General features: G+C 71.3%; 24 protein-coding genes. 15 read left to right on the forward strand and 9 right to left on the reverse strand.

Translation table 11 applies throughout. From position 1 onward, the window contains the following. Window positions 1-20 precede the first annotated feature (20 nt). From G401_RS0128410 to mtnA, 4 genes are all read left to right on the forward strand, one after another. On the forward strand, window positions 21-3491 hold the full coding sequence (locus tag G401_RS0128410) for an ABC transporter ATP-binding protein (protein WP_027345138.1): 3471 nt from the start codon (window positions 21-23) through the stop codon (window positions 3489-3491). Between the two features lie 154 nt (window positions 3492-3645). Then, window positions 3646-4674 carry a chitinase gene (locus G401_RS49080; RefSeq protein ID WP_051367272.1) on the forward strand — a complete coding sequence of 343 codons (1029 nt, stop codon included), beginning with the start codon at window positions 3646-3648 and terminating at the stop codon, window positions 4672-4674. Window positions 4675-4789: 115 nt separating this feature from the next. Continuing rightward, the gene (gene ppgK / locus G401_RS0128420; RefSeq protein WP_027345139.1) at window positions 4790-5530 is read left to right on the forward strand and encodes a polyphosphate--glucose phosphotransferase; all 741 of its coding nucleotides are present in this window, start codon (window positions 4790-4792) and stop codon (window positions 5528-5530) included. A 41-nt stretch (window positions 5531-5571) separates the two neighbouring features. Then, window positions 5572-6534, forward strand: a complete 963-nt coding sequence (gene mtnA, locus G401_RS0128425; protein WP_027345140.1) for an S-methyl-5-thioribose-1-phosphate isomerase — start codon at window positions 5572-5574, stop codon at window positions 6532-6534. Here mtnA and G401_RS0128430 read toward each other — a convergent pair. After that, complete coding sequence (locus tag G401_RS0128430; RefSeq protein WP_027345141.1) at window positions 6506-7162, reverse strand: class II aldolase/adducin family protein; 657 nt, start codon at window positions 7160-7162, stop codon at window positions 6506-6508. The genes mtnA and G401_RS0128430 overlap by 29 nt on opposite strands. A gap of 60 nt (window positions 7163-7222) precedes the next feature. Between G401_RS0128430 and G401_RS0128435 the strand changes: the two genes are divergently transcribed. From G401_RS0128435 to G401_RS49085, 4 genes are all read left to right on the forward strand, one after another. Then, window positions 7223-7795, forward strand: coding sequence for a TetR/AcrR family transcriptional regulator (locus G401_RS0128435; RefSeq protein ID WP_027345142.1), 573 nt, complete (start codon window positions 7223-7225; stop codon window positions 7793-7795). A gap of 70 nt (window positions 7796-7865) precedes the next feature. Then, window positions 7866-8987, forward strand: coding sequence for a serine hydrolase domain-containing protein (locus G401_RS0128440; protein ID WP_245601870.1), 1122 nt, complete (start codon window positions 7866-7868; stop codon window positions 8985-8987). Window positions 8988-9005: 18 nt separating this feature from the next. Beyond that, window positions 9006-9437 carry a MarR family winged helix-turn-helix transcriptional regulator gene (locus G401_RS0128445; RefSeq protein WP_027345144.1) on the forward strand — a complete coding sequence of 144 codons (432 nt, stop codon included), beginning with the start codon at window positions 9006-9008 and terminating at the stop codon, window positions 9435-9437. Next, on the forward strand, window positions 9434-10039 hold the full coding sequence (locus tag G401_RS49085) for an MFS transporter (protein WP_027345145.1): 606 nt from the start codon (window positions 9434-9436) through the stop codon (window positions 10037-10039). Before G401_RS0128445 ends, G401_RS49085 begins: the two co-directional genes overlap by 4 nt. A gap of 6 nt (window positions 10040-10045) precedes the next feature. On the opposite strand, the gene G401_RS0128455 is transcribed toward G401_RS49085, so the two are convergent. Together G401_RS0128455 and G401_RS49090 are read right to left on the reverse strand one after the other, a co-directional pair. Then, on the reverse strand, window positions 10046-10513 hold the full coding sequence (locus G401_RS0128455) for a hypothetical protein (protein WP_027345146.1): 468 nt from the start codon (window positions 10511-10513) through the stop codon (window positions 10046-10048). Between the two features lie 19 nt (window positions 10514-10532). Continuing rightward, window positions 10533-11465: a zinc-binding dehydrogenase gene (locus G401_RS49090; protein WP_034593441.1), complete on the reverse strand. Its 933-nt coding sequence runs from the start codon at window positions 11463-11465 to the stop codon at window positions 10533-10535. Window positions 11466-11559: 94 nt separating this feature from the next. On the opposite strand from G401_RS49090, the gene G401_RS0128465 reads away from it, so the two are divergent. Together G401_RS0128465 and G401_RS49095 are read left to right on the forward strand one after the other, a co-directional pair. Then, on the forward strand, window positions 11560-11997 hold the full coding sequence (locus G401_RS0128465; protein ID WP_169734266.1) for an SRPBCC domain-containing protein: 438 nt from the start codon (window positions 11560-11562) through the stop codon (window positions 11995-11997). Window positions 11998-12003: 6 nt separating this feature from the next. Beyond that, window positions 12004-12429 (forward strand): ArsR/SmtB family transcription factor, encoded by a 426-nt coding sequence (locus G401_RS49095; RefSeq protein WP_051367275.1) that lies wholly within the window; start codon window positions 12004-12006, stop codon window positions 12427-12429. A gap of 9 nt (window positions 12430-12438) precedes the next feature. On the opposite strand, the gene G401_RS0128475 is transcribed toward G401_RS49095, so the two are convergent. The 5 genes from G401_RS0128475 to G401_RS0128495 all read right to left on the reverse strand — a co-directional run bounded on the left by G401_RS0128475 (window position 12439) and on the right by G401_RS0128495 (window position 16154). Then, the gene (locus G401_RS0128475) at window positions 12439-12984 is read right to left on the reverse strand and encodes a hypothetical protein (protein ID WP_027345148.1); all 546 of its coding nucleotides are present in this window, start codon (window positions 12982-12984) and stop codon (window positions 12439-12441) included. Window positions 12985-12993: 9 nt separating this feature from the next. Continuing rightward, window positions 12994-13785, reverse strand: a complete 792-nt coding sequence (locus tag G401_RS0128480) for a hypothetical protein (RefSeq protein WP_157546482.1) — start codon at window positions 13783-13785, stop codon at window positions 12994-12996. Window positions 13786-13961: 176 nt separating this feature from the next. Further along, window positions 13962-14846: a M48 family metalloprotease gene (locus G401_RS49100; RefSeq protein ID WP_051367276.1), complete on the reverse strand. Its 885-nt coding sequence runs from the start codon at window positions 14844-14846 to the stop codon at window positions 13962-13964. After that, window positions 14846-15193: a BlaI/MecI/CopY family transcriptional regulator gene (locus G401_RS0128490; protein WP_027345150.1), complete on the reverse strand. Its 348-nt coding sequence runs from the start codon at window positions 15191-15193 to the stop codon at window positions 14846-14848. The genes G401_RS49100 and G401_RS0128490 overlap by 1 nt, the downstream gene beginning before the upstream one ends. Window positions 15194-15272: 79 nt before the next feature. After that, window positions 15273-16154, reverse strand: coding sequence for an alkaline phosphatase family protein (locus tag G401_RS0128495; protein ID WP_034593398.1), 882 nt, complete (start codon window positions 16152-16154; stop codon window positions 15273-15275). Between the two features lie 38 nt (window positions 16155-16192). On the opposite strand from G401_RS0128495, the gene G401_RS0128500 reads away from it, so the two are divergent. The 4 genes from G401_RS0128500 (at window position 16193) to G401_RS0128515 (ending at window position 20475) form a co-directional block, all read left to right on the forward strand. Next, window positions 16193-16474 (forward strand): hypothetical protein, encoded by a 282-nt coding sequence (locus G401_RS0128500; RefSeq protein ID WP_157546485.1) that lies wholly within the window; start codon window positions 16193-16195, stop codon window positions 16472-16474. A gap of 234 nt (window positions 16475-16708) precedes the next feature. Continuing rightward, a complete protein-coding gene (locus G401_RS49105) occupies window positions 16709-17428 on the forward strand; it encodes a hypothetical protein (RefSeq protein ID WP_051367277.1) in 720 nt (239 codons plus the stop codon). A 264-nt stretch (window positions 17429-17692) separates the two neighbouring features. Then, window positions 17693-19339, forward strand: a complete 1647-nt coding sequence (locus G401_RS0128510) for a DUF7910 domain-containing protein (RefSeq protein WP_027345153.1) — start codon at window positions 17693-17695, stop codon at window positions 19337-19339. Between the two features lie 254 nt (window positions 19340-19593). Beyond that, complete coding sequence (locus tag G401_RS0128515) at window positions 19594-20475, forward strand: DUF2785 domain-containing protein (RefSeq protein ID WP_027345154.1); 882 nt, start codon at window positions 19594-19596, stop codon at window positions 20473-20475. A gap of 75 nt (window positions 20476-20550) precedes the next feature. On the opposite strand, the gene G401_RS49110 is transcribed toward G401_RS0128515, so the two are convergent. Then, window positions 20551-21468 (reverse strand): LysR family transcriptional regulator, encoded by a 918-nt coding sequence (locus G401_RS49110; RefSeq protein WP_051367278.1) that lies wholly within the window; start codon window positions 21466-21468, stop codon window positions 20551-20553. A gap of 71 nt (window positions 21469-21539) precedes the next feature. Between G401_RS49110 and pseI the strand changes: the two genes are divergently transcribed. Continuing rightward, window positions 21540-22583, forward strand: a complete 1044-nt coding sequence (gene pseI, locus G401_RS0128525; RefSeq protein ID WP_034593399.1) for a pseudaminic acid synthase — start codon at window positions 21540-21542, stop codon at window positions 22581-22583. Window positions 22584-23005: the final 422 nt, after the last annotated feature.

Genomic DNA, 23005 nt, shown 5'->3' on the forward strand with positions numbered 1-23005 from the left:
CCGGCTTCTGGGAGTGATCCATGCGTCTGTTCCGTGACCTGTGGTCGGCCTCCCCCCGGCGATCACTGCTCGTCCTCATCGTCATCGCCGTCGGCGCCGCGGGATACTCGCTGGCCGCGGCGCTGGCCGGACCCGTGCTGCTCTACCGCTCGGGCGTGCTGTTCGTCGTGCTCGCGGTCGCCCTGGTGGCGGGCGTGCTCGGCGACCTCGTCATGGGGTTGAGCATCGCCAAGCTGACCGCAGACTGGTCGGCCCGCGTACGCCGGGAGCTGTGCCGGGTCTCGTTCGGCCAGGACCTGCCCGCGCTGGAGAACACGCCGGTCGGTGAACTGCTCGACCGGATCGACGGCGACGTCTACCAGGTGGCGTCCTCCGTGCGCTCCCAGGGCGTACGCATCGCCCAGTCGGTGACCATGGCGGTGATCTCGGCGGGGATCGCCCTTTTCGTCTGGTGGCCGGCCGGCGTGGTGATGTGCCTGGTGGCGACCCTTCTCGTGGTCCGGCTGCGCAAACCGGCCCAGCAGATCGCCCCGGCGCGGATGGCCGAGGAGGAGGCGTGGTCCGACCTCGCGGCCGTGATGGAGGAGTCGATCCACGGCCAGGACGACGTGCGGACCAGCCTCGCCCGCCCCTACGTCCTGCGCCTGTACGCCCAGCGGGCCGCCACCGTCCTCGAACGGGGCCGGCGGGTCTGGCTGCGCTCGGCCCGGCTGACGGCGACCGCCGCGACGGTGACGCGTACGAGCATCGTGCTCGTGGTCCTCGGCGGAACGTGGGCCCTGGTCAACGGCCATGTCGACGGGGCCCGGCTGACCGCGATCTGGCTGCTCGCGCTGAACTTCGGCGGCACCGTCGAACACTTGACCCGCATGATCCCCGAACTCCAGTACGCCCTCGGCGCCTGGGGCCGCGTCCTGCTGCTGCGCGACGCCGCCCAGGAACCGTTCGAGGGGGCGGCACCGGTCGAGGGCGATCTGGAGATCCGCGACCTGACCTTCCGCTACGCGACCCGCGACGACCGCCCGGCCGCGCTGCGGAACGTGTCGCTGACGTTCGCCCAGGGCCGCTCGTACGCGCTGATCGGGCGTACCGGTTCGGGCAAGTCCACCCTGGTCAAGGTGCTCACCCGGGCGGTCGCCCTGGAACCGGGGAAGGTCTTCCTGGCCGGGACCGACCTGCTCGACCTGGACGTCGAGCAGCTGCGCCGGTGGGTGGCGGTGGTGCCGCAGCGTACGGACATCATCGCCGGCACCCTGGAGGAGAACATCGCGCTGTTCGACCCGCTGCTGCTGCCCAAGGCGGCCGCCGCCCTCGACGAGCTGGAACTCGGCGACTGGGTGGCCGACCTGCCCGACGGGCTGCAGACCCGGCTGGGCGACGGCGGCCACGTGCTGTCGGCCGGGCAGGAGCAACTCGTCGCCTTCGCCCGCATCCTCGTCCGCGATCCGCACGTGGTGATCCTCGACGAGGCGACCGCCCGGCTCGACCCCGTCACCGAGGTACGCGTCCAGCGCGCGACCGAACGCCTGCTGCGCGACCGGATCGGCATCGTCATCGCCCACCGGCTCTCCTCGGTGCAGCACTGCGACGAGGTCGTCATCCTGGCGAACGGCCAGGTCGTCGAGGCCGGCCCGCTGGCGGACTCCGAGCGGTTCGCGGCGCTGCTGTCGTCCAGCGTCGACTCGCACACGCTCGTCCCCGTCGCGGCGGGCTCGGCCGGGGTCGCCGTGCTCGACCCGCCGGAGCCGGCAGCGCCGAAGGCGATCACGATGAGCGCCCCGCCGAAGTCGGATCCGCCGCCGCTGCCCGAGGCGCCGAAGACGCGTACGCTCTGGCAGATCTTCAAGCTCGCCACGAACGACCCGAGGTTCGGTCTCGGTGCGGTGGTGCTGTTCCTGGTCATGGTGGTGCTGGGCCTGGACGGGTCGGCGCTGCCGTGGCTGTGGTCGTCCATCGTGGACGGTGAGGGCAGCGCGTGGTGGCCGGCGGTCGGCATCGTCGCGGCGCTGATCGTCACGGCGCCGATGCCCTATTACACGAGCCGCTGGTTCCCCGAATGGTGGGTACGCCAGATGCTGCGCATCAGCCAGCGCCTGGTGCACGGGCAGACGGGGCCGCGGCGGGTCAGCGCGCACACCCCGGCCGAAGTGGTGGCCCAGGGCGGCGACACCGAACGCGTCGTCATCCTCGCCGACAACCTGATTGACCAGGCGGCGTGCCTGGTCACGATCATCGCGATGACCCTGATCTCGGGCTCCCTCGTGCCGGCGGCCTTCTTCGCCGGCACCATGCTGCTGTCCGGGCTTGCCGCCACGCTGTTCGGCCCGCGCCTGGCCCGCTCCGCGAAGGGGACGGTCGCCGCGCGCGCCGCGTTCGCCACGGCGCTCGTGTCGTCACTGAACGCCGCGCGTACGGTCAAGCTCGCCGGTGCGACCGAACCGGTCCTGGCCCACCTCGCGCGCCTCGACGTCGAACGCAGCGAGCTGCAGCGCCGCGAGATCGCGGTGCAGGTGTGGGCGCGGTCCACGCCCTCCATCCTCAGTGGGCTGCTGCCCATCGCCGCCTGGGGCCTCTACCTCACCGGATCCCTGTCGGCGGGCGCGACCCTCGTCGCGATCTCGACGCTGGGCTCCGCGCGCTGGTTCGCCTGGACCACCGCCTCGCTGATCTCCCAGTTCCCGTCGGCCCGCGTCTGGAGCCGGCGTACCGTGGCGATGACCGGCGTCGGCGACTATTCGGCGAACGTCGACGGCGTCGACATCTCCTCGGGTACCGCTCCCGCACCCGTCGAAGCGCCGCGCGAACCGTTGCAGTGCCTGGAACTGGACCACTTCAGCGCGGTCCACGAGGACGGCACGGTCGCGGCCCGCGACGTCGACCTCAGCATCGACCGAGGTGAACTCGTCCTCGTCGTCGGCCCGGTCGGCGCGGGCAAGTCGTCGCTGCTGCGGGCGCTTGCCGGGATCGTCCACCACACCGGGGCGCTGCGCTGGAACGGTGAGCAGGTCACGAAGCCGGAACTGTTCCTGCGCCCCAACCAGGTCGGCTACGTCGCCCAGCTGCCGCGCGTCTTCTCCGGTTCGGTCGCCGACAACATCCAGCTCGGCCACGACGTCGAGGCGTCCGCCGCGGTCACCACGGCACAGCTCGACCACGACCTCGCCGAGGCGGGCGCCGGGCTCAGCCTGGTCATCGGGCACAAGGGCACCCGGCTCTCCGGCGGGCAGCTGCAACGGCTCGCGCTCGCCCGGGCGCTGGCACCGCGTACGGAGCTGCTGGTCGCCGACGACGTGTCCTCGGCGCTCGACGTGACGACGGAACTCGCGCTGTGGCGGGCCCTGCGCGAACGGGGGATCACGGTGATCGGTTCCACGTCGAAGCGGGCGGCGCTGGCGCAGGCGGACAAGGTGGTGGTCCTCATCGACGGGCAGGTGATGGCCCGCGGCAGCTGGCCGGCGCTGGAGTCCGACTGGGGCCATCTGGCCGGGTGACCGCGACACCCGCGGTGTCGCGGTGATGACATTGATACGGGTATCGGGTTCGTCCCTCCGCGACACGGCGAGCCCACGAATGGACGGTGGCAGCGCCGCTCCCGGTGGTCGATGGTAAGGGCGTCTTACCATTCTCCGCTGGAAGGTGGCCGCCATGGCCCGAACGTTTCGCCGCCGCCTGATCGCGCTCTCCTGCGCGACCGCCGCCGCGGTGCTGCTTGTCCCAGCCCCCGCCCACGCCGCCACGGCTCTTCCCACCCACGTGTACGCGCCGTACTTCGAAACCTGGGAGCCGGACAGCCTGACCGGTGTCGCGCAGGCGTCCGGTGCGCGCTACTTCACGATGGCCTTCCTGCAGACGCTCAGCAAGACGTCGTGCACGCTGGCCTGGAACGGCGAGAACGCGCGCACGGTGGCGTCCGGCGCGTACGCGGCGGACATCGCGTCGCTGCGGGCGCTGGGCGGGGACGTCGTGCCGTCGTTCGGCGGGTGGAGCGCCGACCAGGGCGGCACCGAGATCGGTGACTCCTGCAAGGACGTGAACGCGATCGCGGCGGCCTACGAGGACCTGGTCACGCGGCTGGACGTGACACGTCTGGACATGGACATCGAGGGCCGGTCGCTGACCAACACCGCCGGGATCGACCGCCGGAACAAGGCGATCAAGCTCCTCCAGGACTGGGCCTCGGCCTCGGGGCGGACGGTCCAGGTCGTCTACACGCTGCCGACCTCGGCGTCGGGCCTGGAGTCGACCGGGCTGGCCGTGCTGCAGAACGCGGTCGCCAACGGCGTACGGGTGGACATCGTGAATCCCATGGTGTTCGACTACTACGACAGGGTCACGACGGACATGGGCGCCGCCGCGCTGACCGCCGCCCAGGGCCTCTACGCCCAGCTGCACACACTGCTGCCGAGCCGTACGCCGGCCCAGCTCTGGGCGACCGTCGGCCTGACCCTGCTGCCGGGTATCGACGACTACCCGAAGAAGACCGAGGTCACCTACGTCGCCGACGCCCAGCGGGTGCTGGACTTCGCGCGGGCGAACGGGATCGCCGAGCTGTCGATCTGGGCCGTGCAGCGGGACAACGGCGGCTGTCCGGGCGTGACCGACTCGAACACCTGCTCGGGGATCGTCCAGAATCCGTGGGACTTCACGCACCTGCTGACGCCGTTCACGGCGTAAGCCGTCCGTTCCGGGGGTACGGGGTCGCCCGTCCGGTCCCGAACCCCCGGGAATCGTTTCCGGCTCGTTCATCAACCGGGATACTGGAGTCGGCGAGCGTACGCGAGGAGGCGGCATGACGGGCACGGCGATCGGCATCGACATCGGTGGCTCCGGCATCAAGGGAGCCCCGGTCGATCTGGCGACGGGGACGCTGGCAGGGGAACGCAAGCGCCTGGTCACGCCGAGCCCGGCCACGCCGAAGGCGGTCGCGGCGACCGTCGCGCAGCTGCTGGAGGAGCTGAACGTCGAAGGTGCCGTGGGCATCACGCTGCCGGCGGTGGTGATGCACGGCGTCGCGCGGACGGCGGCCAACATCGACAAGGACTGGATCGGCACGGACGCGGGGGAGTTGCTCGCCAAGGCGACCGGCCGCGCGGTGTCGGTGGTCAACGACGCGGACGCGGCCGGGATCGCGGAGGTCAAGTTCGGTGCGGGCAAGGACCGCTCGGGCGTGGTGCTGATGCTGACGCTGGGGACCGGCATCGGCAGCGCCCTGTTCGTCAACGGCGAACTGGTGCCGAACACCGAGCTCGGCCATCTCCACCTGCACCACGGCGACGCCGAGGAGTACGCGGCGGACTCCGCCCGCGAGCGCGAGGACCTGTCCTGGGAGCAGTACGCCCACCGGCTGGACCAGTACCTCAAGCTGGTGCACGGGCTGTTCTGGCCCGATCTGATCATCATCGGCGGCGGCATCAGCAAGAAGTCGGAGAAGTACCTGCCGCTGATCGACGTGGACGTCGAGGTGGTGCCGGCGAAGCTGCTCAACGAGGCCGGGATCATCGGGGCGGCCATGCAGGCGCCGGTCGTCTGACCTCGCCGGCCCCCGGACCCGGGGGCGTACGCTTGCCCGTCATGCGACGCACCATCGACTGGGACGGCGACGCGGTCATCGCGATCGACCAGTGTGCCCTGCCGCACGAGGAGATCGTTCTCCGCCTCCGCGACGTGGACGAGCTGATCGACGCCATCCAGCGGCTCGCCGTCCGGGGCGCGCCCGCGCTGGGGGCGGCCGGTGCCCTCGGAGTCGCCCTGCTGCGCCACGACCCCGGTGTACGCGTCGCGGCCGAGCGGCTCGCCCAGGCCCGGCCGACCGCGGTCAACCTGCGCTGGGGCGTCGAGCGGGTGCTCGCCCGGCTCGGCGACGGACCCGACGCGGTGCTCGCCGAGGCGCTCGCCGTGCTCGACGAGGACGAGCGGGTCAACCGGGCCGCCTCCGACCGCGCCGCCGACCTCGTCCGGGAGCTGGTCGGCCGGCGGCCGCTGCGCATTCTCACGCACTGCAACGCCGGCCGGTTGGCGACGGTCGCCTGGGGAACGGCACTCGGCGCGGTACGCAGTCTCGCGCTCGCGGGCGATGTCGAAGAGGTGCTGGCCGACGAGACCCGGCCGCTGCTGCAGGGAGCCCGGCTGACCGCCTACGAGCTGGCCGAGATGGGCGTCGCCTACCGGATCTGCCCCGACGGCGCGGCCGCGGCCGCCATGGCACAAGGGTTGGTGGACTGCGCGATCGTCGGGGCCGACCGGATCGCCGCCAACGGGGACGTGGCCAACAAGATAGGCACGTACGCCGTCGCGCTCGCCGCGGCCCGGCACGGCGTACCGATGATCGTGGTGGCACCGGAGTCGACCGTCGATCTGTCCATTCCGGACGGCGGCCACATCCGCATCGAGCAGCGCGATCCGGCGGAGGTGACGCACTTCGCGGGGCAGCGGGTGGCGCCGCCGGGCGCGGGCGCGTTCAACCCCGCGTTCGACGTGACGCCGGCCGACCTCGTGACGGCCATCGTCACTCAGGATCGCGTCTGGCATCCCTGACCCCGTACGTCGAGAGCTTCGCGGTCACGCGGCCGACCTCCTCCGGGGGCAGCAGCCGGGGCCGGCCCGCGGCGGTGGCGCGCAGCCAGACGTCGCAGAGCCATTCCAGGTAGACGGCGCGGTCGTAGGCCTCGGCGAGCGTCCGGCCGACCGTGAGCGCGCCGTGGTTGCCGAGCAGGCACGCGGTCCGCCCGTCGAGCGCCTCGGCCATCGCGTCCGCCAGCTCGTCCGTGCCGTAGGTCGCGTAGCGCGCGACGCGGACCGGGCCGCCGAACAGCCCGATCAGGTAGTGCAGCGCCGGCAGTTCGTCGACGAGCAGGGAAACCGCGGTGGCGGCGGTGGAGTGCGTGTGGACGACGGCCGCCGCGTCCGTCAGCCGGTACGCCGCGAGATGCATCGGCAGCTCGCTGGTCGGCGCGAGCGGCGCGTCGGCCGCGGTGCCGTCGAGCCGGTGCACGCCCACCAGTTCGGGCGTCAGCTCGGCATAGGGCAGCCCCGTCGGCGTCACGGCCACCAGATCGCCGGCGCGGGCCGACACGTTGCCCGAGGATCCCACCACGAGCCGGTCGGCGGTCATGCGGCGGCAGGTCTCGACGACCGCGGCCCGTTCATCGGCAAGAAGGCTCACACCGCCGGACTCTACCGCCGCTTGACGCAGAAACCTAGAGGGTCTAGGTTTCTGCCTGTGATGGTTAGGGCAGGACTGAGCGCGGACAGGATCACGGTCGCGGCGGCGGATCTCGCCGACGAGGTCGGGTTCGACAAGATCACGGTGACCGCGCTGGCCCGCGGTTTCGGCGTGAAGGACGCGAGCCTCTACTCGCACGTCCGCAGCGCCGAGGATCTGCGGCTGCGGGTCGCCCGGCTGGCCGCGCTCGACTTCGCCGACGCGCTCGGCGCGGCCGTCGCCGGCCGGGCCGGGCCCGACGCGGTGACCGCGTTCGCCGACGCGTACCGGGAGTTCGCCCTGGCACATCCCGGCCGGTACGCGGCGACGCAGTACCAGATCGCGCCGGAGGTGACGATGGAGTCGGCCGGGCACCTGCGGCTCATGGAGCTCACCGCGGCCACGTTGCGCGGTTACGGGCTGAGCGAAGCCGACCAGACCGACGCCGTCCGGATGCTGCGCAGCGCTTTCACGGGCTTCATCGCCATCGAGCAGAGCGGCGGGTTCCAGCATTCCCGTGACGTCGACACCTCGTGGAACCGCATGGTGGCCGCGCTGGCCGACCTCCTCACGCACTGGCCGCCGGCCGCCTGACGGGCTCCCTTCGCGAGGGCCGACCTCACAGCAACGTCCATAAAGGACGACAAGGGCGAGAGGAATTTTCGTGGACACCCTTCCCGGTCTGACGGCCAATCCCGTCCAGGACCGTATCCAGTCCGCCGTCGAGTCGCTCGTCGCGAGCGGTCGCGAGGCGGCCGTCCAGGTCGCCGCGTACCACCGGGGCCGGCTGGTCGTCGACGCGGTCGCGGGGCTCGCCGACTCGGGTACCGGCCGTGCCGCGCTCGCGAGTACGCCGTTCTTCAGCTACTCCACCGGCAAGGCGCTCACCGCGACCGTCGTGCACGTCCTCGCCGAGCGCGGCGAGCTCGACTACGACCTGCGGATCGCCGACGTCTGGCCGGAGTACGCCCGGCATGGCAAGGAATCGACGACGCTCCGGCACGCGCTGACCCACACGGCCGGCGTACCGCACCTGCCGGAGGACACGACGCCGGAGGACTTCGTCGACTGGGACCGCATGTGCGCCGTCCTCGCCGACACGAGGCCACTGTGGACACCGGGCTCCCGCAACGGTTACCACGCCTGGACTTTCGGCTGGCTCATCGGCGAGACCGTACGCCGGGCCACCGGCCGCACGCTGCGGGAGGCGCTCACGCAGGAGGTGACGGGACCCCTCGGGATCGCCGACGAGGTGTTCCTGGCGGTGCCGGAGGCGCACCTCGACCGGCTCGCCGTCCTGGAGGAGCGCGACTGGTCGGACGCGCTGGACCTGATGGCCGCGATGGTTCCCCACCTGCGGCAGGTCGTGCCGCCGAAGGTGCGTACGGACGCGGCTCTGGCGAATCGGCGGGACATCCTGACGGCCGACCTGCCGGCGATGGGCACCATGAGCGCCCGGGGTCTCGCCCGCATGTACTCGGCCCTTCTCGACGGAACCCTGATCTCGCCGGAGCGGCTGGCGCTCGTGAGCACGGCGGCGACCGACGGCCCGGACTGGGTCTTCGGCGTGGACTCCCCGAAAACCCTCGGGTACGCCCTCGATGCCGGCATGGTCGGCTGGAGCGGCATGGGCGGCAGCATCGCCGGCATGGCGCCCGAGCTCGGGCTGGCTCTCGCGATCACGAAGAACGCGCTGGCCTACGGCGGCGAGGACGACCCGATGGAGGAACTGCGGAGCCAGCTGGTGGCTGCCGCCCGCGACGGCGAATTCGACAGTCTGAACTGATAAGTTTATACTGGCTATATGGGTGAAGACTCGGCCGCCCGGGCGGCTCGCGAGATCGTCGTCGTCTTCAGCCGCCTGCGGCGCAGGTTGCGGGAGGTTTCCGGCGTCGACGACCTCACCCCTTCGCAGACTTCCGTGCTCAGCCGGCTCCTCAAGGAAGGGCCGTCGAGTGCGAGTGCCCTCGCCACCGCGGAGCGCGTACGCCCCCAGTCGATGGCCGCGATTCTGACCGCCCTCGACGAGCAGGGGCTCATTCGCCGGCAGCCCGATCCCGCCGACGGCCGGCGGCAGGTGATTCAGCTCAGCGAGGCGGGCCGAGGCCGGACGGAGGGCAATCGGCAGGCGAAGGAGGAGTGGCTGGTGCGAACGCTGGCGGAGAACCTGACCGAGGAGGAGCGCGAAGTGGTCACCCGCGCGATGGGCCTGCTGGAACGGCTGACCGGACCGTGAGCGCGACGACGGCGGGAACCGGCTTCGATCGGCGGCTGCTGCTGCCGATGTTCCTGACCGCCATCGTCGTATCGAGCACGACCGGCCGCCACCCCGAAGTCCGCCGCAAACTCCTGGTGGGCGGCGCCACCCAGGTGCTGGCCTGCACGCTCCTGCTGCTCCTGCACCCGGCGAGCGCGATCTGGCTGCTGCTCGCGATCGTGATCGTCGTCGGCGTACCGCAGGGGCTGATCGGGCTGGCCAACCAGAACGCGGTCTACCACCAGTCGGACGCGGCGCGGATCGGGTCCGCCGCGGGGCTGCTGCGGACCTTCATGTACCTCGGCGCGATGGTGGCCTCGGCCGCGACCGGTGCGTTCCTCGGCGACGGGGCGGACACCGTGGGGCTGCACCGGCTGGCCGAGTTCATGGTCGTGGTCTCGATACTCGGACTGGCGGTCGCGGTGGCGGACCGCTCACTGCGCAGGATCGGCCGCCGCACCCCAGCAGCAGAGCCCGCGGACACCGGCGACCGCGCGAACACCGGCGACCGCGTGGACACCAACGATCACGGGAATTCCGTCGAGCGCACCGACGCACCGATGAGAAGTGGTGGGGGCTGAGAGCTCTCAGACCGTCTGGAGGACCGGAGCCGACAACGATCCCGCCACTCCCGGCGCCAGCTTTCCCACCAGTTCCCACAGCTCCGGTGACTCCACCGCCGCACCCGCCACGACCGGATCCGTGGTGAGCAGCAGCGCCAGATGCCGTCCCGCGTGGCTGGCCACCGCGTCGAGGCCGAGCGCGTACGGGCTGGGCATCAGGGGACTCGCCGAGAACTCGATCGCGTCGGCGGGCACCGGCTGCGTCGGCTCCCCGGGTGTGGGATCGGGCAGCGCCGCGTAGGTGAGGACCACGTCGTCGGCGTACCGCCAGGACGTCGAGTGCACCAGCGCGCCGCGCGTACACAAGGTGAGGCCCGCCAGGGAGACGGCCAGGTCGTCCGGGTGCATCCCGGTCTCCAACCGGCCGCGCACGGCTCGATAGCGCAGCATTCCCTGCCGCTGCGAGAGCAGCAGGACCTCGACGGTGGTCACGGCGGCGAGTATATCCTAGTCAGTCGGTAGGATATCCAGAACTATTTTCCGGCGGGACGTCCAGAACGATTTTCCCGAGTACGCGACGCGCGAACAACTCCGCCGCGGCTGCCGGCAGCGCGTCCCAGGGCCCTCGCCATCCGACGGGCGCGACGAGGTCGCCGGCGGCGAGCAGCCCGGCCAGGATCGCCAGGTCGGGCCCGAAACTGGACACGTCGCCGTAGGTCTGGATCCGCCGCGGTTCGCCCATCGAGAACAGCGCGCCGGCCGGGAAGTTGGCCGGTTCCCCCGAGGTGGCGCCGATGCAGTGCAGTACGCCGCCCGCCCGCAGCAGTCCCCAGGCGGAGACGAGCAGCGATCCGCCGACGTTGTCGAGGACGACGTCGACCGGGGCGATCCCGTCGAGGCCGACCGCGATCTCGGTCGCGCCGAGGTCGGTGAGGCCCTGGGCGCGTTCGGCCGATCCGACCGCGGCCACCACTTCGGCGCCGCCGAGCCGGGCCAGCTGGACGGCGAAGCGGCCGACCCCGCCGGAGGCGCCGGTGATCAGAACCCGTTTACCGGCAAGCGATCCGGAGGCGCGCAGCGTACGCAGTGCGGCCGCGCCCGCGACCGGCAGGCAGGCGGCGTCGGCGAGGTCCACCGTGGCCGGGACCTCGGCGAGGTTGTCGGTCGAGATGGCGGCCAGCTGCGCCCAGGCACCCGCGCCGAAGCCGACGACACGCGTACCGGCGGCCGGACCGGAGCCGTCGGCGGCCGGGGCCACCACGATGCCGGCCGCGTCGTAGCCCAGCGGCTCGCCGGGGCCGCGCAGGGGGTGGCGGAGTTCGCCGAAATTGGCCGAGGCGTGGTGGACGGCGATGAGTGCCTGGTCGGGCCGGGGGCGGGGGTCGTCGATGGTGGTCAGCTGGACGTTCCCGGGCCGGCCGGGCGCGGCGACGAGCGCAAGCATGTACACAGCTTAATGTGCAACCATCGGTTGCGCGTACGCGCCTCGCGGGTTAATGTGCAACCAAGGGTTGCGTATAAGGGAGGGCATGATGAACGTGATCGAGAGTGAAATCCTGGTCGAGGCGCCCGTGGACGTCGTCTGGAAGATCGTCACCGAGCCGGACCAGATGACCGAGTGGTTCAGTGACGCCGCCGATCTCGACCTGCGCGCGGGCGGCGTGGGCACGCTCGTCTTCGGGGCGGCGGACCACCCGGAGAAGCACACCTCGATGATCGCGATCGAGGCTGTCGACCCGCCGCGCCGGTTCGCCTTCCGGTGGAACTTCCCGGCCGGCGAGCAGCCCGGCCCGGGCAACTCGGTGCTCGTCGAGTTCACGCTGACGGCCGAGGGCGACGGCACACGCGTCCGCGTCGTGGAGTCGGGCGTGGAGGAGCAGGGCTGGCCGGCCGCCGAAGTCGAGGAGTACACCCGGACGCACACCGAGGGCTGGGCGGCCCACCTGGTACGCCTCAACGCGATTGCGGCAAAGTAGGCGGCGATGAGCGAGCCGGCCGAGGACGAACTGTGGGCGGCGGTGGCCGAACCGAGCCGCCGCCGCGTACTCGACCTGCTGCTCGCCCGGGGTGAGGCGACTCCGACAACGCTCGCCGCGCAGCTGCCGTTCACCCGGCAGGCGGTCGCGAAGCATCTGGCCGTCCTCGACCGGGCCGGCCTGGTCGAGGCCCGGCGCAGCGGTCGCGAGGTGCTCTACGCCGTCCGCCCGGACCGGCTCGACGAGGCGGCCCGGGCGATGGCGGCCGCCGCGCGGCAGATGGCCGAGGCGGCGGCGCGCTGGGACCGGCGCCTGGTCGCGATCAAACGGCTCGCCGAAGCCGCCCGCAAAGACGAAGCCGCCCGCGAAGACCAAGCCGCCAACAGAGACGGAGCCGCCCGCCCGGGCGAAGCCGACCGCGAAGACGGTTGATCGGGCGACTCAGCAGAGCTGTTCGCGCCGACCGCCGAGGACGGCCCCCGAGCCCGGGTCCACGAGCATCACGTCGATGCAGACGGTTCCCGGCTCGGGGCCTTTCACCGGTGTGTCACGGTGCGGCCCGCCGAAGAAGGCGGCCGGCACGTTGTGGGCGATGACCACGTACGCCAATGTGTCCTGACCTGCCGCAAGGCCGTAGTACCCGGCGTGCGCGGCGTCCGGGAACCGGATGAGCCGCAGGGCGACCTCGGCCGACGACGCGTACGCCGAACTCTTCCAGTACGCGTCGGCCGCCCGGGCCGCCGCGGGCGCGTCGAGGGCGGCGGAGACCGATGCGGGTGCCGGGAGCGAGACGAACCCCGCGTCCGCGTACGTGACTGCTCTGTCCACATTGGCCGGATCATGGCCGAGGGTGAGCGCGGTCGGCGGCCGGTAGCGTACACCGTCGGCACCGCTGGCCGGGCTGGTCAACGGGAGCAGGAACACGACCCCCGCCAGCAGCGGCAGGGGCAGCCAGCGCAGGGCTGCCGGCTTCGGCGTGGCCTTCATGCGGATCTCCTATTTCTGCCAGATCGTGAACGCGGTGCAGCTCGACGCCGCCCGCCCCCACATGGCGGTGTTGTCGTCGACGCCGTACATGGAGCACGACATCGGCACGAGCACGTCGTCGGAGTAGCGCTGGGCGCCGAGCGCGCTGAACGCGGCCGGCTGCGCGGCGGTCCCGGGCATGTTGCCGGTCTGGTACTTGGCCTCGCCCATGAACTGCGGCACGAGCGGCAGACGCCATTGCTGGGTGAACGGATTGAAGCCGCTACTGGCGTAGACGACTCCGTCGACAGAGCCCTGCAGGCACGAGCAGTTCGCATTCCACAGCACCCGGTACGCGGGTTTGTCCCCGGTTGCGGGTGTGCCCACATATATCGTGTGGAGTTCGCCGGCGGTGTCGCCCAGCCGGCCGGAGCGGTTGGTGTCGTTGGCGAATTGGAAGACGTGCTGGAGTTGCACGGAGAAGTCGCTCGCGGTGTAACGCATGTAACCGCTCTGTCCCCAGCCGTCGCCCGGCCCGCCGTCGCCGGATCCGATCATCACCCAGGCATAGGTCCACGGCATGAATCCGTCCGAGCAGCTGGCGAGCGGCCAGCGCACCACGATGTACGCGGATGCGCCCTCCCAGTTGTACTGCGGCCAGGCATTCGGATTGTGGTAGTAGCCGTCGAAGTAATTCCCGCCGCCGTCGGGCGTACAGGTAACCGCATTCGCGGGCCGGGCGGAAGTCGTCACCGCGGTGATGGACATCGCCAATGTCAGCAACACCACTGTCAGCACATCGGACTTAGGGGTCCGGAACATGCCGCTCATGGTATCCGCGGCAACGAAAGATCGGAGTACCCCGAGTGGCGGACAGTGTGCCGCGATAAGCGTGGCACTAACCCCGAATGAGCAATTCACCCATTCATGTACGCGGATGCTGCTCAACAAAGGTGCGCCAGGCGGTCATAAGAGCGGGCGGCCGAAGGAGCGGGCGGTCAGGAGTGCAGGAGGCTGAGCGCGATCGCCGCGGAGTCGCCGGTCGCCTCCAGGACCCCGGCCATCATGGCCGCCACCATCGTCGCCAGCACGATCAGCTGCCAGCCGCGCGGATGCGGGCGCTCGCCCAGCAGCGCCGCCACGCGGTCGATCACGGCCAGCCGGTGCAGCGCGAGCGGGGCTCCCCGACCGGAGGAGCGGGCCAGCGCGGCGGTGGCGATCGTCTTCGCCACGAGCCGCCGGTCGCCGGTCGCGGTCGCGGCCGCCTCGTCGGCCTGGCGCTCGCACAGGAAGGACACCGCCGCGCGTACGGGAATGAGGGGTGGAAGGGCGGCGGCGGCGAGCGAGGTGGCGGTACGCGCGGCGGCGTGGTGGCCGGACAGGTGGGCGTGCTCGTGGGCGAACAGCGCGCGCTGCTGGGCGGGGGTGAGCAGGCGGAGCAGGCCGGTGGTGACGACGACCTTGCCGGGGCCGCGGCCCAGCCAGCCGCGGGCCGGGACGGCGAACGCGTCGGCGCGGTCGTCCTCGCCGATGATGATGTCGTCGGCGGTGCGGGCGAAACCGCTCAGCGCCGCCTGCTCCCGTGCCCGCGAGCGCATCGCGGCGGTGACCCGCACGCCGGCGGCGACGAGCGCGGCGAGCGCGAGCAGCGAGACGGCGTCGGGGACGGGCACGAGGCCCGGCAGCCGGCGGCCGATCGGCAGGTCGTCGATGAGCATGCCGGCCAGCAGGCAGAGCGACCAGGCGGCGCCGAGCGCGCCGCTGACCGCGGAGAAGGTCAGCGACCACAGCCCCCACCCAGGGGGTACGCGCCGCGCGACCGGGCCGGCCAGCCCGGCGAGTCCGGCGCAGAACAGCAGGGGCAGGTAGACCGCCACGGTCATCAGTCGCCGTCCAGCGCCGCCCGCAAGGCCGCCTCGTCGGCGGGGGAGAGGTTGGTGACGAAGCGCATGAGGATCTCGCCGCGGTCGCTGCCCGCGTCGAGTACGGCGCGCATCTGATCGGCGGCGGCCCCGGCGGCGTCCTGCACCGGCCGGTACGCCGAGCGGCCGGCCGGGCCGACGCGGCGTACGCGGCCCTTGGCGGTGAGCCTCGTCAAGATCGTGTGCACGGTGTTGTACGCGAGCCCGCCGCCTACCGCCTCCTGCACCTCGCTGGCCGTCAGCGCCTGCGGAGCGGACCAGAGTACGCCGAGCACCTCGCCTTCGAGCTGTCCGGCCGGTCTGCGCATGCCAGAAGAGTACCCGGATCGAGGACTTCCCTACGGTTTGTAGGGTCCAATGAGCGCGAACTGGGCTGATGCCGAGTGCTCAGCTGCCGAGACCGATCCCGCTGATCGGGGCGGCCTGCGCGGCGTACCCGGTCGGCGCGAGGCCGTACCAGTCCTCCAGCGTACGCAGCACGCCGTAGTGGTCGATGCGCTGGTCGTAGTGGCCGGGGACCACGCCGGCCCCGGCGATCACGGTCAGGATGTGGTTGCCCGCGCTGTGGTCGTCCTCGTCGTAGGTGACCAGCAGCAGGCTGTTGTTGCGCTGCGCCCACTGCAGGTAGGGCTCCAGGTTGGCCTCGGCCCACCGGTCGCCGGCCGCCGTGCCGCAGTCGTGCATGTCGTTGCAGAGGTCCGGAATCGCGAACGCGACCGTCGGCAGCTGGGAGTAGTCCGCCGGGAGCGCCTCGTAGGGCTGGTTGGACGCGTCCGGCACGTTGTCGAAGTGCACCCACGGGTTGTGCTTGGCCGCGTACCGGCCGGCGGTGCAGCCTCGGTAGCCGGCGTGGGGCAGCCCCTCGGAGTAGCCCGTGAAGCTGAGACCGGCCGCGATCAGTTCACTGCCCAGGTTCGGTACGCCGTGCATCCGCTTCAGGCAGCGGTCGCTGGTGACGCCCTGCGTGGAGCCCGAGAACAGGGCCAGGTAGTTCGGCTGGCTCGGGTGCGTGACCGCGTACGACCGGGTGAGGACGGCCGAGCGCGCGAGCAGGGAGTTGATGTACGGCGCGTGCGGGTCGCCGACCTCGTGCTCGAAGGCCTTGTTCTCGAACATGACGACCAGGACGTGCGCCGGCCGCTGAGGGACGGTCGTCGCGGCGGTCGCCGGCGGGCGCGCTGCCGGGTGCTTCGCGGGGGCCGCGTTGCTCGCGGCGCCGAGGGAGGCGGCCAGGGCCAGGCCGGCGAAGAGCGCCAAATACCGTCGCATGCCCGCACCATACCGAGAAGAGCGGCAAAATCGTGCATATGGGGCGAGGTGCGGTGTGGCGGCTGCGGTCGGGTGTGGGTCTGTTCCTGCTGTCCTGGGTGCCGTTCGCCCAGCTCTACATCTGGATCGCCGACCTGAGCGGGGAGTCGGCCGACAAGGCGCGGGTCTCCATCTGGACCGTGCAGTACCTGATCGGATTCATCGGGCTGGTCCTGGCCGGGACCGCCGCCAAGGTCGCCATACGCGCCGCCGGCTGGAAGCACCTGCCGATCACCCTGTGGCGAATGCTGTGGACGGGGCAGTTGCCTGGATCTTCCTAATCAGTGTCACCCGATGGTGTTCGTGTCGTCGCAGAGCGTGCGTCCATGCAGGAGTATGTGAGAACGCCCAGGTCAGTGCGGTTCCACGTCCGTCCATTATGGATGGTGACGCATCGATTCCCCGCGTCGAGCAGGGTGGCCTTGCGATTCGTGCGGAGGGTCGGCGATGATGGCCCCTTCCGGCACCCGGCCGGACGTCACTCTGCGCCCACGGACGCGTACAGGAGGTCTGGCATGACCGAGAACCGGCTGAAGGGCCGCGTCAAAGGGCTGTTCAGCGGCGCGGTGGCTGACGAGGACGTACAAGTCATGCCACTGCCCGAACCCGGCCACGTTCCCGCTCAGCACCCGGGGGCCGGGCACGACCACCCCGACTCCGACGGCGAGCGGCAGGCGCTGCAGGTACTGGTGCTCGCCCGGCGTACGGCCGATGAGCACCTGTCGCTCGCCCAGCATGAGGCCGACAAGATCCGGTCGGATGCGCGTACGCGGGCGGAGCAGCTCAACCGGGAGGCTCAGGCGAGCGCCGAGGCCGTCCGGTTGCAGGCCGAGAACCTGCTCAACGACGCGCGCGCCCGGGCGGAGCAGCTGGCCCGCGAAGCCCAGGCGAACGCCGAGAGCCACCGGCAGCAGTCGGAGAAGGCCCTGGCCGACGCGCGTACGCGGGCCGAGGAGATCATCAGCGGGGCCGAGGCCAACGCCGACACCCTCGACCAGGAGGCGCAGCAGCGCTACCAGGACGTGGTCGGCAGCCTGGAGGGCAAGCGGGCGGCCATCCAGCGCCGGATCGAGGCGCTGCAGCAGTTCGACCGGGAGTACCGGGCCCGGCTCGCGACCTTCATGCAGGGACAGCTGCGGGCGCTCGGCACCGACGTGCAGCCCAACCCGCTGCCGGCCGACCTCGACCCGAACGCCGCCGCCGAGGAGGAGGACGAGGCCGAGGCGACCCAGTAGGGCCGGTGAGACATCGGATGTTCCTGCGCTGACGTGGCCGCCGACCTCGGCGGCCACGTCCGTATGTCGTCGATTCATCCGATGCCCGGTCTTGACGGTTGCGGGCGGGCTGGCCTAGGGTCGGCACGCGTCCATCCAGCCCCATCGCTTTCTTGCGCCTCCCGTCCCGCGTCCCGCCCAGCCCCTCGGTGAAACCAGGGGCCGGATCGGCGCGCCCGTGACAGGAGCGAGATCCGCCCGGTCTCGCCGCATCAAGGAGCACGCATGGGACTTTCCCGCCGCACCGTCCTGACCGCCCTCGGCACGGTTCCGCTCGCCGCGCCGCTGCTGACCGCCCTCGGCCAGGAAGCCGCCTCCGCCGCCGGCCCGCCCGGCGACGTGGTCGGCAAGATCACCGTCGGCTACCAGGGCTGGTTCGCCTGCGCCGGCGACGGCGCCCCGATCAACGGCTGGTGGCACTGGAGCCAGAACTGGGGCCAGGCCCCCTCGCCGTCCAACAACGCCATCAAGGCCTGGCCGGACATGCGCGAGTACGCGCGTACCTACGCGACGGCGTACCCGAACCTGAACGGGGGCGGGGCCGCGACGCTGTTCTCGTCCTACGACCAGTCGACCGTGGACCTGCACTTCCTGTGGATGCAGCAGTACGGCATCGACACGGCCGCCCTGCAGCGGTTCAACCCGAACAGCAGCGAAGGCGCGACCCGCGACGCGATGGCCCAGAAGGTACGCGCCGCCGCCGAATCGCACGGCCGCAGGTTCTACGTCATGTACGACGTCTCCGGCTGGGCGAACATGCAGCCGGAGATCAAGACGGACTGGACGAACAAGATGGCGGCGCACACGGCCAGCGGCGCGTACGCCCGCCAGAACGGCAAGCCCGTCGTGTGCATCTGGGGCTTCGGCTTCAACGACGCCAACCACCCGTGGAGCGCGGCCGCCTGCCTCGACGTGGTCAACTGGTTCAAGGCCCAGGGCTGCTACGTCATCGGCGGCGTGCCGCGGGAATGGCGTACGGGCACGGGCGGCTCCCGGGCCGGGTACGCCGACGTCTACCACGCCTTCAACATGCTGTCGCCCTGGATGGTCGGCGCCATCTCGGACGCCGCCGGTTCGGACTCGGTCTACCAGAACATCACCGTGCCCGACCAGGCCGACTGCAACGCCCACGGGATCGACTACCAGCCCTGCGTCCTGCCGGGCGACGTCTCGGCCCGGCAGCGCAAGCACGGCGACTTCATGTGGCGGCAGTTCTACAACATGGTCCGCGCCGGCTGCCAGGGCGTCTACATCTCCATGTTCGACGAGTACGGCGAGGGCAACCAGATCGCCAAGACGGCCGAGAACGCGGCCGGCGTACCCGCGGGAAGCGGCCTGCTCGCCCTGGACGAGGACGGGACCGCCTGCTCGTCCGACTACTACCTGAGGTTGACCGGCGACGGCGGCCGGATGCTGAAGGGGCAGATCGCCCTGACTGCGACCCGCCCGACGCCGCCGGTGGCGGGAACGAGCCCGACCACGGTGGTGAGCCTGCGCTCGCGGGCGAACAACCTGTACGTGACCGCGGAGAACGCGGGGGCCGCGGCGCTGATCGCCAACCGCGCGGCGATCGGCGCGTGGGAGCAGTTCGACCTGCTGGACGCGGGCGGCGGCAACGTCGCGCTGCGAGCGCACGCCAACAACCTCATCGTCACCGCGGAGAACGCGGGGGCGTCGCCGCTGATCGCGAACCGCACCACGGTCGGCGGCTGGGAGACCTTCCAGCTCGTCCGCAACTCCAACGGGACGGTCAGTCTGAAAGCCCTGGCGAACAACCTCTACGTCTGCGCGGACAACACGGGGGCGTCGCCCCTGATCGCCAACCGTGCCGCGATCGGCGGCTGGGAGCAATTCGATCTGATCGGCGCATAACGGTTGGGTCTGGCGTCGGGCGGTAGGGAGCAATACCGCATAACGATCAGGGCCCAGGGCCTGTCTCCCGGATCTCGTGGTCCGGTGGCGAGGCTCAGGCGGCGATCGGCAAGCTTGATCTTCGTCGTCAGGCTGGTGGCCTGTCGGCGAAGACTCAAGCGCCGCCGATCGCCGTCTGAGGCCGCCAACGGGCCGCGAATGATCCGGGAGACAGGCCCTAGCCAATCGGGCTGGTATCCGGCTAGTTTCAGCGCATGTTCGACGCCGCCTTCTGGGAGAAGATCAAGGCCGACGACCTGCGGGTCCCGGCCGGATACCAGCCCGACCTGCTCATCGAGGAGCTGGAGCACCTCCTGCGCTCCCCCGAGGAGGCCGTCCGCGACAAGCTCGCGTTCGAGATCCTCGCGGACTGGGTGCTGAGCGGCGTCGTCGACCACGACCTCGCCGACTTCGGCGACCGCCTGTGCGCGGCCCTGTTCCGGGGCCTCGGCGAGAGCGAGTCCGACAGCGTCTTCGGCCGTTCCTTCGCGGCGGCCACCCTCGGCATGGTCATCGAACGCGACAACGCCGCCCGCCTCGTCGACGCCGAGACCATCCAGCGCTGGCTCGGCGCGTACCTCATGTGGTGGGAGCTCGAAGCGGACCTGCGCGGCGCCGTCGACCCCCGGCGCGGCGTCGCCCACGCCCTCGCCCACGGCGCCGACGTCATCGCCGCCGCGGCCCGCAGCCGCCACCTGCCCACCGACCAGGCCCGCGTCTTCCTCGGCAGCATCGTGGTACGCATCCGCACCGGCGAACTGCCGTGGCTGCTCAGCGAGGACGACCGGCTCGCGTACGCGACCATGGCCCTGCTGCACCGGGGCGACCTGGGCCCGGCCGACCTCGCCGACGTCCTCGCGCCGCTGCGCCACCTCGGCGGAGCGGAGAACCGCGTCGACATCGACCCCGGCGCGTACGCGCGGATCAACGCGCTCAACTGGCTGCGGGCGCTGTACCTCCAGCTCCACCTCGGCGTGACGCCGATGCCGTGGTACTGCGAGGACGGGCACTTCGAGCGGTCGATCCCGGCCCGCGACCGGATGCTGGAGATCCTCGGCGAGACGCTGCGCTTCTACTCCTACTGGTACGCGGAGTAGCGCCGCACAGCTCCAGGACGACGTCGACGATGGCCGACGTGCCAGCGAGGCGGGGGCGTGCACACACGGACGTCCTCAGTGGAGGATCTCAGGTCGATCGGGGTCGGCCCCACCGGGGGAGTGCACGGCCAGGCACGCCGCCCGGAGGGGCTCGACCGCGGGGTCGCCGGCCCGCCACACCAACGTCCACGGGTACGCGAGTCCGCCCGCGACCGGCCGCCGCACGACCCCGGGCGGGTACGCGGTCGACCGCAGCCCGACGGTGATGCACGCGCCCTCGGCGACCAGGTCGAGGGCAGCGGAGGCGCCGTCGGCGGTGACCGGGTGACGGCGCGGGGTGAAGCCGCACGCCGTGCGGACGAAGGCGTTCCACTCCGGGGCGAGGTCGTCGGCCGGGAGGTAGAACATCTCGGCAGCGAGGTCGGACAGCGCGATCTCGTCGTGAGCGGCGAGGGCGTGCGTCGCGGGGAGAAGGACGTCGACGGGTTCGTCGGCGACGTGCTCGGTGGCGAGCCCGTCGTCTCCGCCCGGTGAACCGGAACCGCGTGCTTCGAGACCCGGACCGGTGAAGGCCGCGTCGAGGTCGCCGGCGTGCAGCCGCTGCCGGTGACGACCCAGCGCGGTGATCCGGACGACCACACCGGGCTCGCGGGCCCGCAACGCGCTCAGCACCCGGCGGGGCAGGCGCAGCTCGCCGTCCAGCACGTCCACCCGCAGCTCGCGGGCGCCGATCGCGTGCAGGCCCGCCTCGATCGCGGCGACCGCCTGGCGGGCGTACGGCCGGAACCGTTCGCCTTCCGCGGTCAGCTCCACCCCATGACGCGTACGCGTGAACAGAACCGCGCCGACCCGTGTCTCCAGGAGCCGGATCTGGTTGCTGAGGGCCGGCTGCGACACGAACAGCCGGGCGGCCGCGCGGGTGAAGTGCAGTTCCTCGGCGAGTGTCAGGAAGTACCGCAGCAGCCGCGGGTCGACGCCGTCACCTCGGTTCATAACCAGATCCTGTCACCGGCGGCGGTTCCTGTCTTGGACCGGCCGGGGTCGCGGCGCCCAGCCTGGAAGGCATGACGATCAGAATCGGTGACCATCTGGTGGGGCCGGATCAGCGGCCGTTCATCGTCGCGGAGCTGTCCGGCAACCACGGCGGCTCGCTCGACCGCGCCCTGGCGATCGTGGACGCGGTCGCGGACAGCGGCGTACACGCCCTGAAACTACAGACCTACACGCCGGACACGATCACCATCGACCACGACGGCCCGCAGTTCCGGGTGTCCGCGGAGCACCCGCTGTGGGGCGGGGAGAACTTGTATCAGCTCTACCGCCGCGCCCACACCCCGTACGCCTGGCACGAAGCGATCTTCGCCCGGGGCCGGGAACGCGGGCTGACCGTGTTCTCCGCCCCCTTCGACCCGACAGCTGTGGAGCTGCTGGAAGGGCTGGGGTGCCCGGCGTACAAGATTGCTTCGTCGGAGCTGGTGGACCTGCCGCTCGTCGCCCTGGCGGCGGCGACGGGCAAGCCGCTCATCCTGTCGACCGGCATGGCGTCCCTTGTGGACATCGCCCAGGCGGTCTCGACGGCCCGGGCCGCCGGGGCGCGGGAGATCATCCTGCTGGCGTGCACCGCGGCCTACCCGGCTCCGGCGGCGGACTCGAACCTGCGGCGGATTCCGTTGCTGAGCGACGTCTTCGACCTGCCGGTGGGACTGTCGGACCACACGCTGGGGTTGGGGGCAGCGGTGGCCTCGGTCGGGCTGGGGGCCGTGCTCATCGAGAAGCATGTGGCGCTCGGTTCCGACAGCGGGGTGGACGCGGCCTTCTCGCTGACGCCCGCCGAGTTCGCGAACCTGGTGACCGAGACGGGCCGGGCCTTCTCGGCACTGGGGACCGACCACATCGGACCCTCGGAGAGCGAGGCGGAAGGACTGCGGTTCCGGCGGTCGCTGTACGTGGTGGCGGACGTCGAGGCCGGGGAGGAGGTGACGGCGTCGAACGTCCGGTCGATCCGGCCGGCGGGTGGCCTCGCGCCGGGGGAGACGTCCCAGGTCCTCGGCCGCCGCTTCCGATCCGCAGTGCGCCGCGGTACGCCGCTGACCTGGGACCTCGTGTAGGAGCGCAGGCGTCTGGCGATCTGGCCGGTCATGATCAGAGCGCTGATCAGAGTCGCGTCCTAGCCGTACCGCACTCATATGGCGACTGTTGTCAACGCGCTGATCATGAAGTGAGCTGCGGACGGCCGACGAGGTCCGACAAACCGGGAAAGGCGCAACCACCTGCCTCGATCATGGAAGCGGTGCTGGTGGTGTGGTGATCAAGTGCCCGAGAGCTGTAGTAGTTGATCTCCATTGCTTGATCAAGTGCCCTGGAGCTGCTGAATCAGCCCATCTTTTGCCAGCTTTCGGGCACTTGATCAAGCTATCGCTCCACGATCTTGCATGACGGCCCGGCAGTACCCGCCCATCGGCAGTGCCCTCTGCGACGATCTTGCGCGAATGTCTCCAATTTCGCGGCGAATGCCCGGAATGCCAGTACA

Source organism: Hamadaea tsunoensis DSM 44101, assembly GCF_000428945.1.
Taxonomy (GTDB): domain Bacteria; phylum Actinomycetota; class Actinomycetes; order Mycobacteriales; family Micromonosporaceae; genus Hamadaea; species Hamadaea tsunoensis.

What these genes read in the sequence shown, in the direction of transcription:
- G401_RS49110 (WP_051367278.1), bottom strand. Translation starts at nt 21,468, where the DNA reads ATGAACCGAGGTGACGGCGTCGACCCGCGGCTGCTGCGGTACTTCCTG.
- G401_RS0128490 (WP_027345150.1), bottom strand. Translation starts at nt 15,193, where the DNA reads ATGCGCAGACCGGCCGGACAGCTCGAAGGCGAGGTGCTCGGCGTACTC.
- G401_RS0128510 (WP_027345153.1), top strand. Translation starts at nt 17,693, where the DNA reads ATGGGACTTTCCCGCCGCACCGTCCTGACCGCCCTCGGCACGGTTCCG.
- G401_RS0128435 (WP_027345142.1), top strand. Translation starts at nt 7,223, where the DNA reads ATGGTTAGGGCAGGACTGAGCGCGGACAGGATCACGGTCGCGGCGGCG.
- pseI (WP_034593399.1), top strand. Translation starts at nt 21,540, where the DNA reads ATGACGATCAGAATCGGTGACCATCTGGTGGGGCCGGATCAGCGGCCG.
- G401_RS0128445 (WP_027345144.1), top strand. Translation starts at nt 9,006, where the DNA reads ATGGGTGAAGACTCGGCCGCCCGGGCGGCTCGCGAGATCGTCGTCGTC.
- G401_RS49105 (WP_051367277.1), top strand. Translation starts at nt 16,709, where the DNA reads ATGACCGAGAACCGGCTGAAGGGCCGCGTCAAAGGGCTGTTCAGCGGC.
- G401_RS0128515 (WP_027345154.1), top strand. Translation starts at nt 19,594, where the DNA reads ATGTTCGACGCCGCCTTCTGGGAGAAGATCAAGGCCGACGACCTGCGG.
- G401_RS0128500 (WP_157546485.1), top strand. Translation starts at nt 16,193, where the DNA reads ATGGGGCGAGGTGCGGTGTGGCGGCTGCGGTCGGGTGTGGGTCTGTTC.
- G401_RS0128410 (WP_027345138.1), top strand. Translation starts at nt 21, where the DNA reads ATGCGTCTGTTCCGTGACCTGTGGTCGGCCTCCCCCCGGCGATCACTG.
- G401_RS0128495 (WP_034593398.1), bottom strand. Translation starts at nt 16,154, where the DNA reads ATGCGACGGTATTTGGCGCTCTTCGCCGGCCTGGCCCTGGCCGCCTCC.
- G401_RS0128475 (WP_027345148.1), bottom strand. Translation starts at nt 12,984, where the DNA reads ATGAAGGCCACGCCGAAGCCGGCAGCCCTGCGCTGGCTGCCCCTGCCG.
- G401_RS49080 (WP_051367272.1), top strand. Translation starts at nt 3,646, where the DNA reads ATGGCCCGAACGTTTCGCCGCCGCCTGATCGCGCTCTCCTGCGCGACC.
- G401_RS49095 (WP_051367275.1), top strand. Translation starts at nt 12,004, where the DNA reads ATGAGCGAGCCGGCCGAGGACGAACTGTGGGCGGCGGTGGCCGAACCG.
- mtnA (WP_027345140.1), top strand. Translation starts at nt 5,572, where the DNA reads ATGCGACGCACCATCGACTGGGACGGCGACGCGGTCATCGCGATCGAC.
- G401_RS0128480 (WP_157546482.1), bottom strand. Translation starts at nt 13,785, where the DNA reads ATGTTCCGGACCCCTAAGTCCGATGTGCTGACAGTGGTGTTGCTGACA.
- G401_RS49100 (WP_051367276.1), bottom strand. Translation starts at nt 14,846, where the DNA reads ATGACCGTGGCGGTCTACCTGCCCCTGCTGTTCTGCGCCGGACTCGCC.
- ppgK (WP_027345139.1), top strand. Translation starts at nt 4,790, where the DNA reads ATGACGGGCACGGCGATCGGCATCGACATCGGTGGCTCCGGCATCAAG.
- G401_RS49090 (WP_034593441.1), bottom strand. Translation starts at nt 11,465, where the DNA reads ATGCTTGCGCTCGTCGCCGCGCCCGGCCGGCCCGGGAACGTCCAGCTG.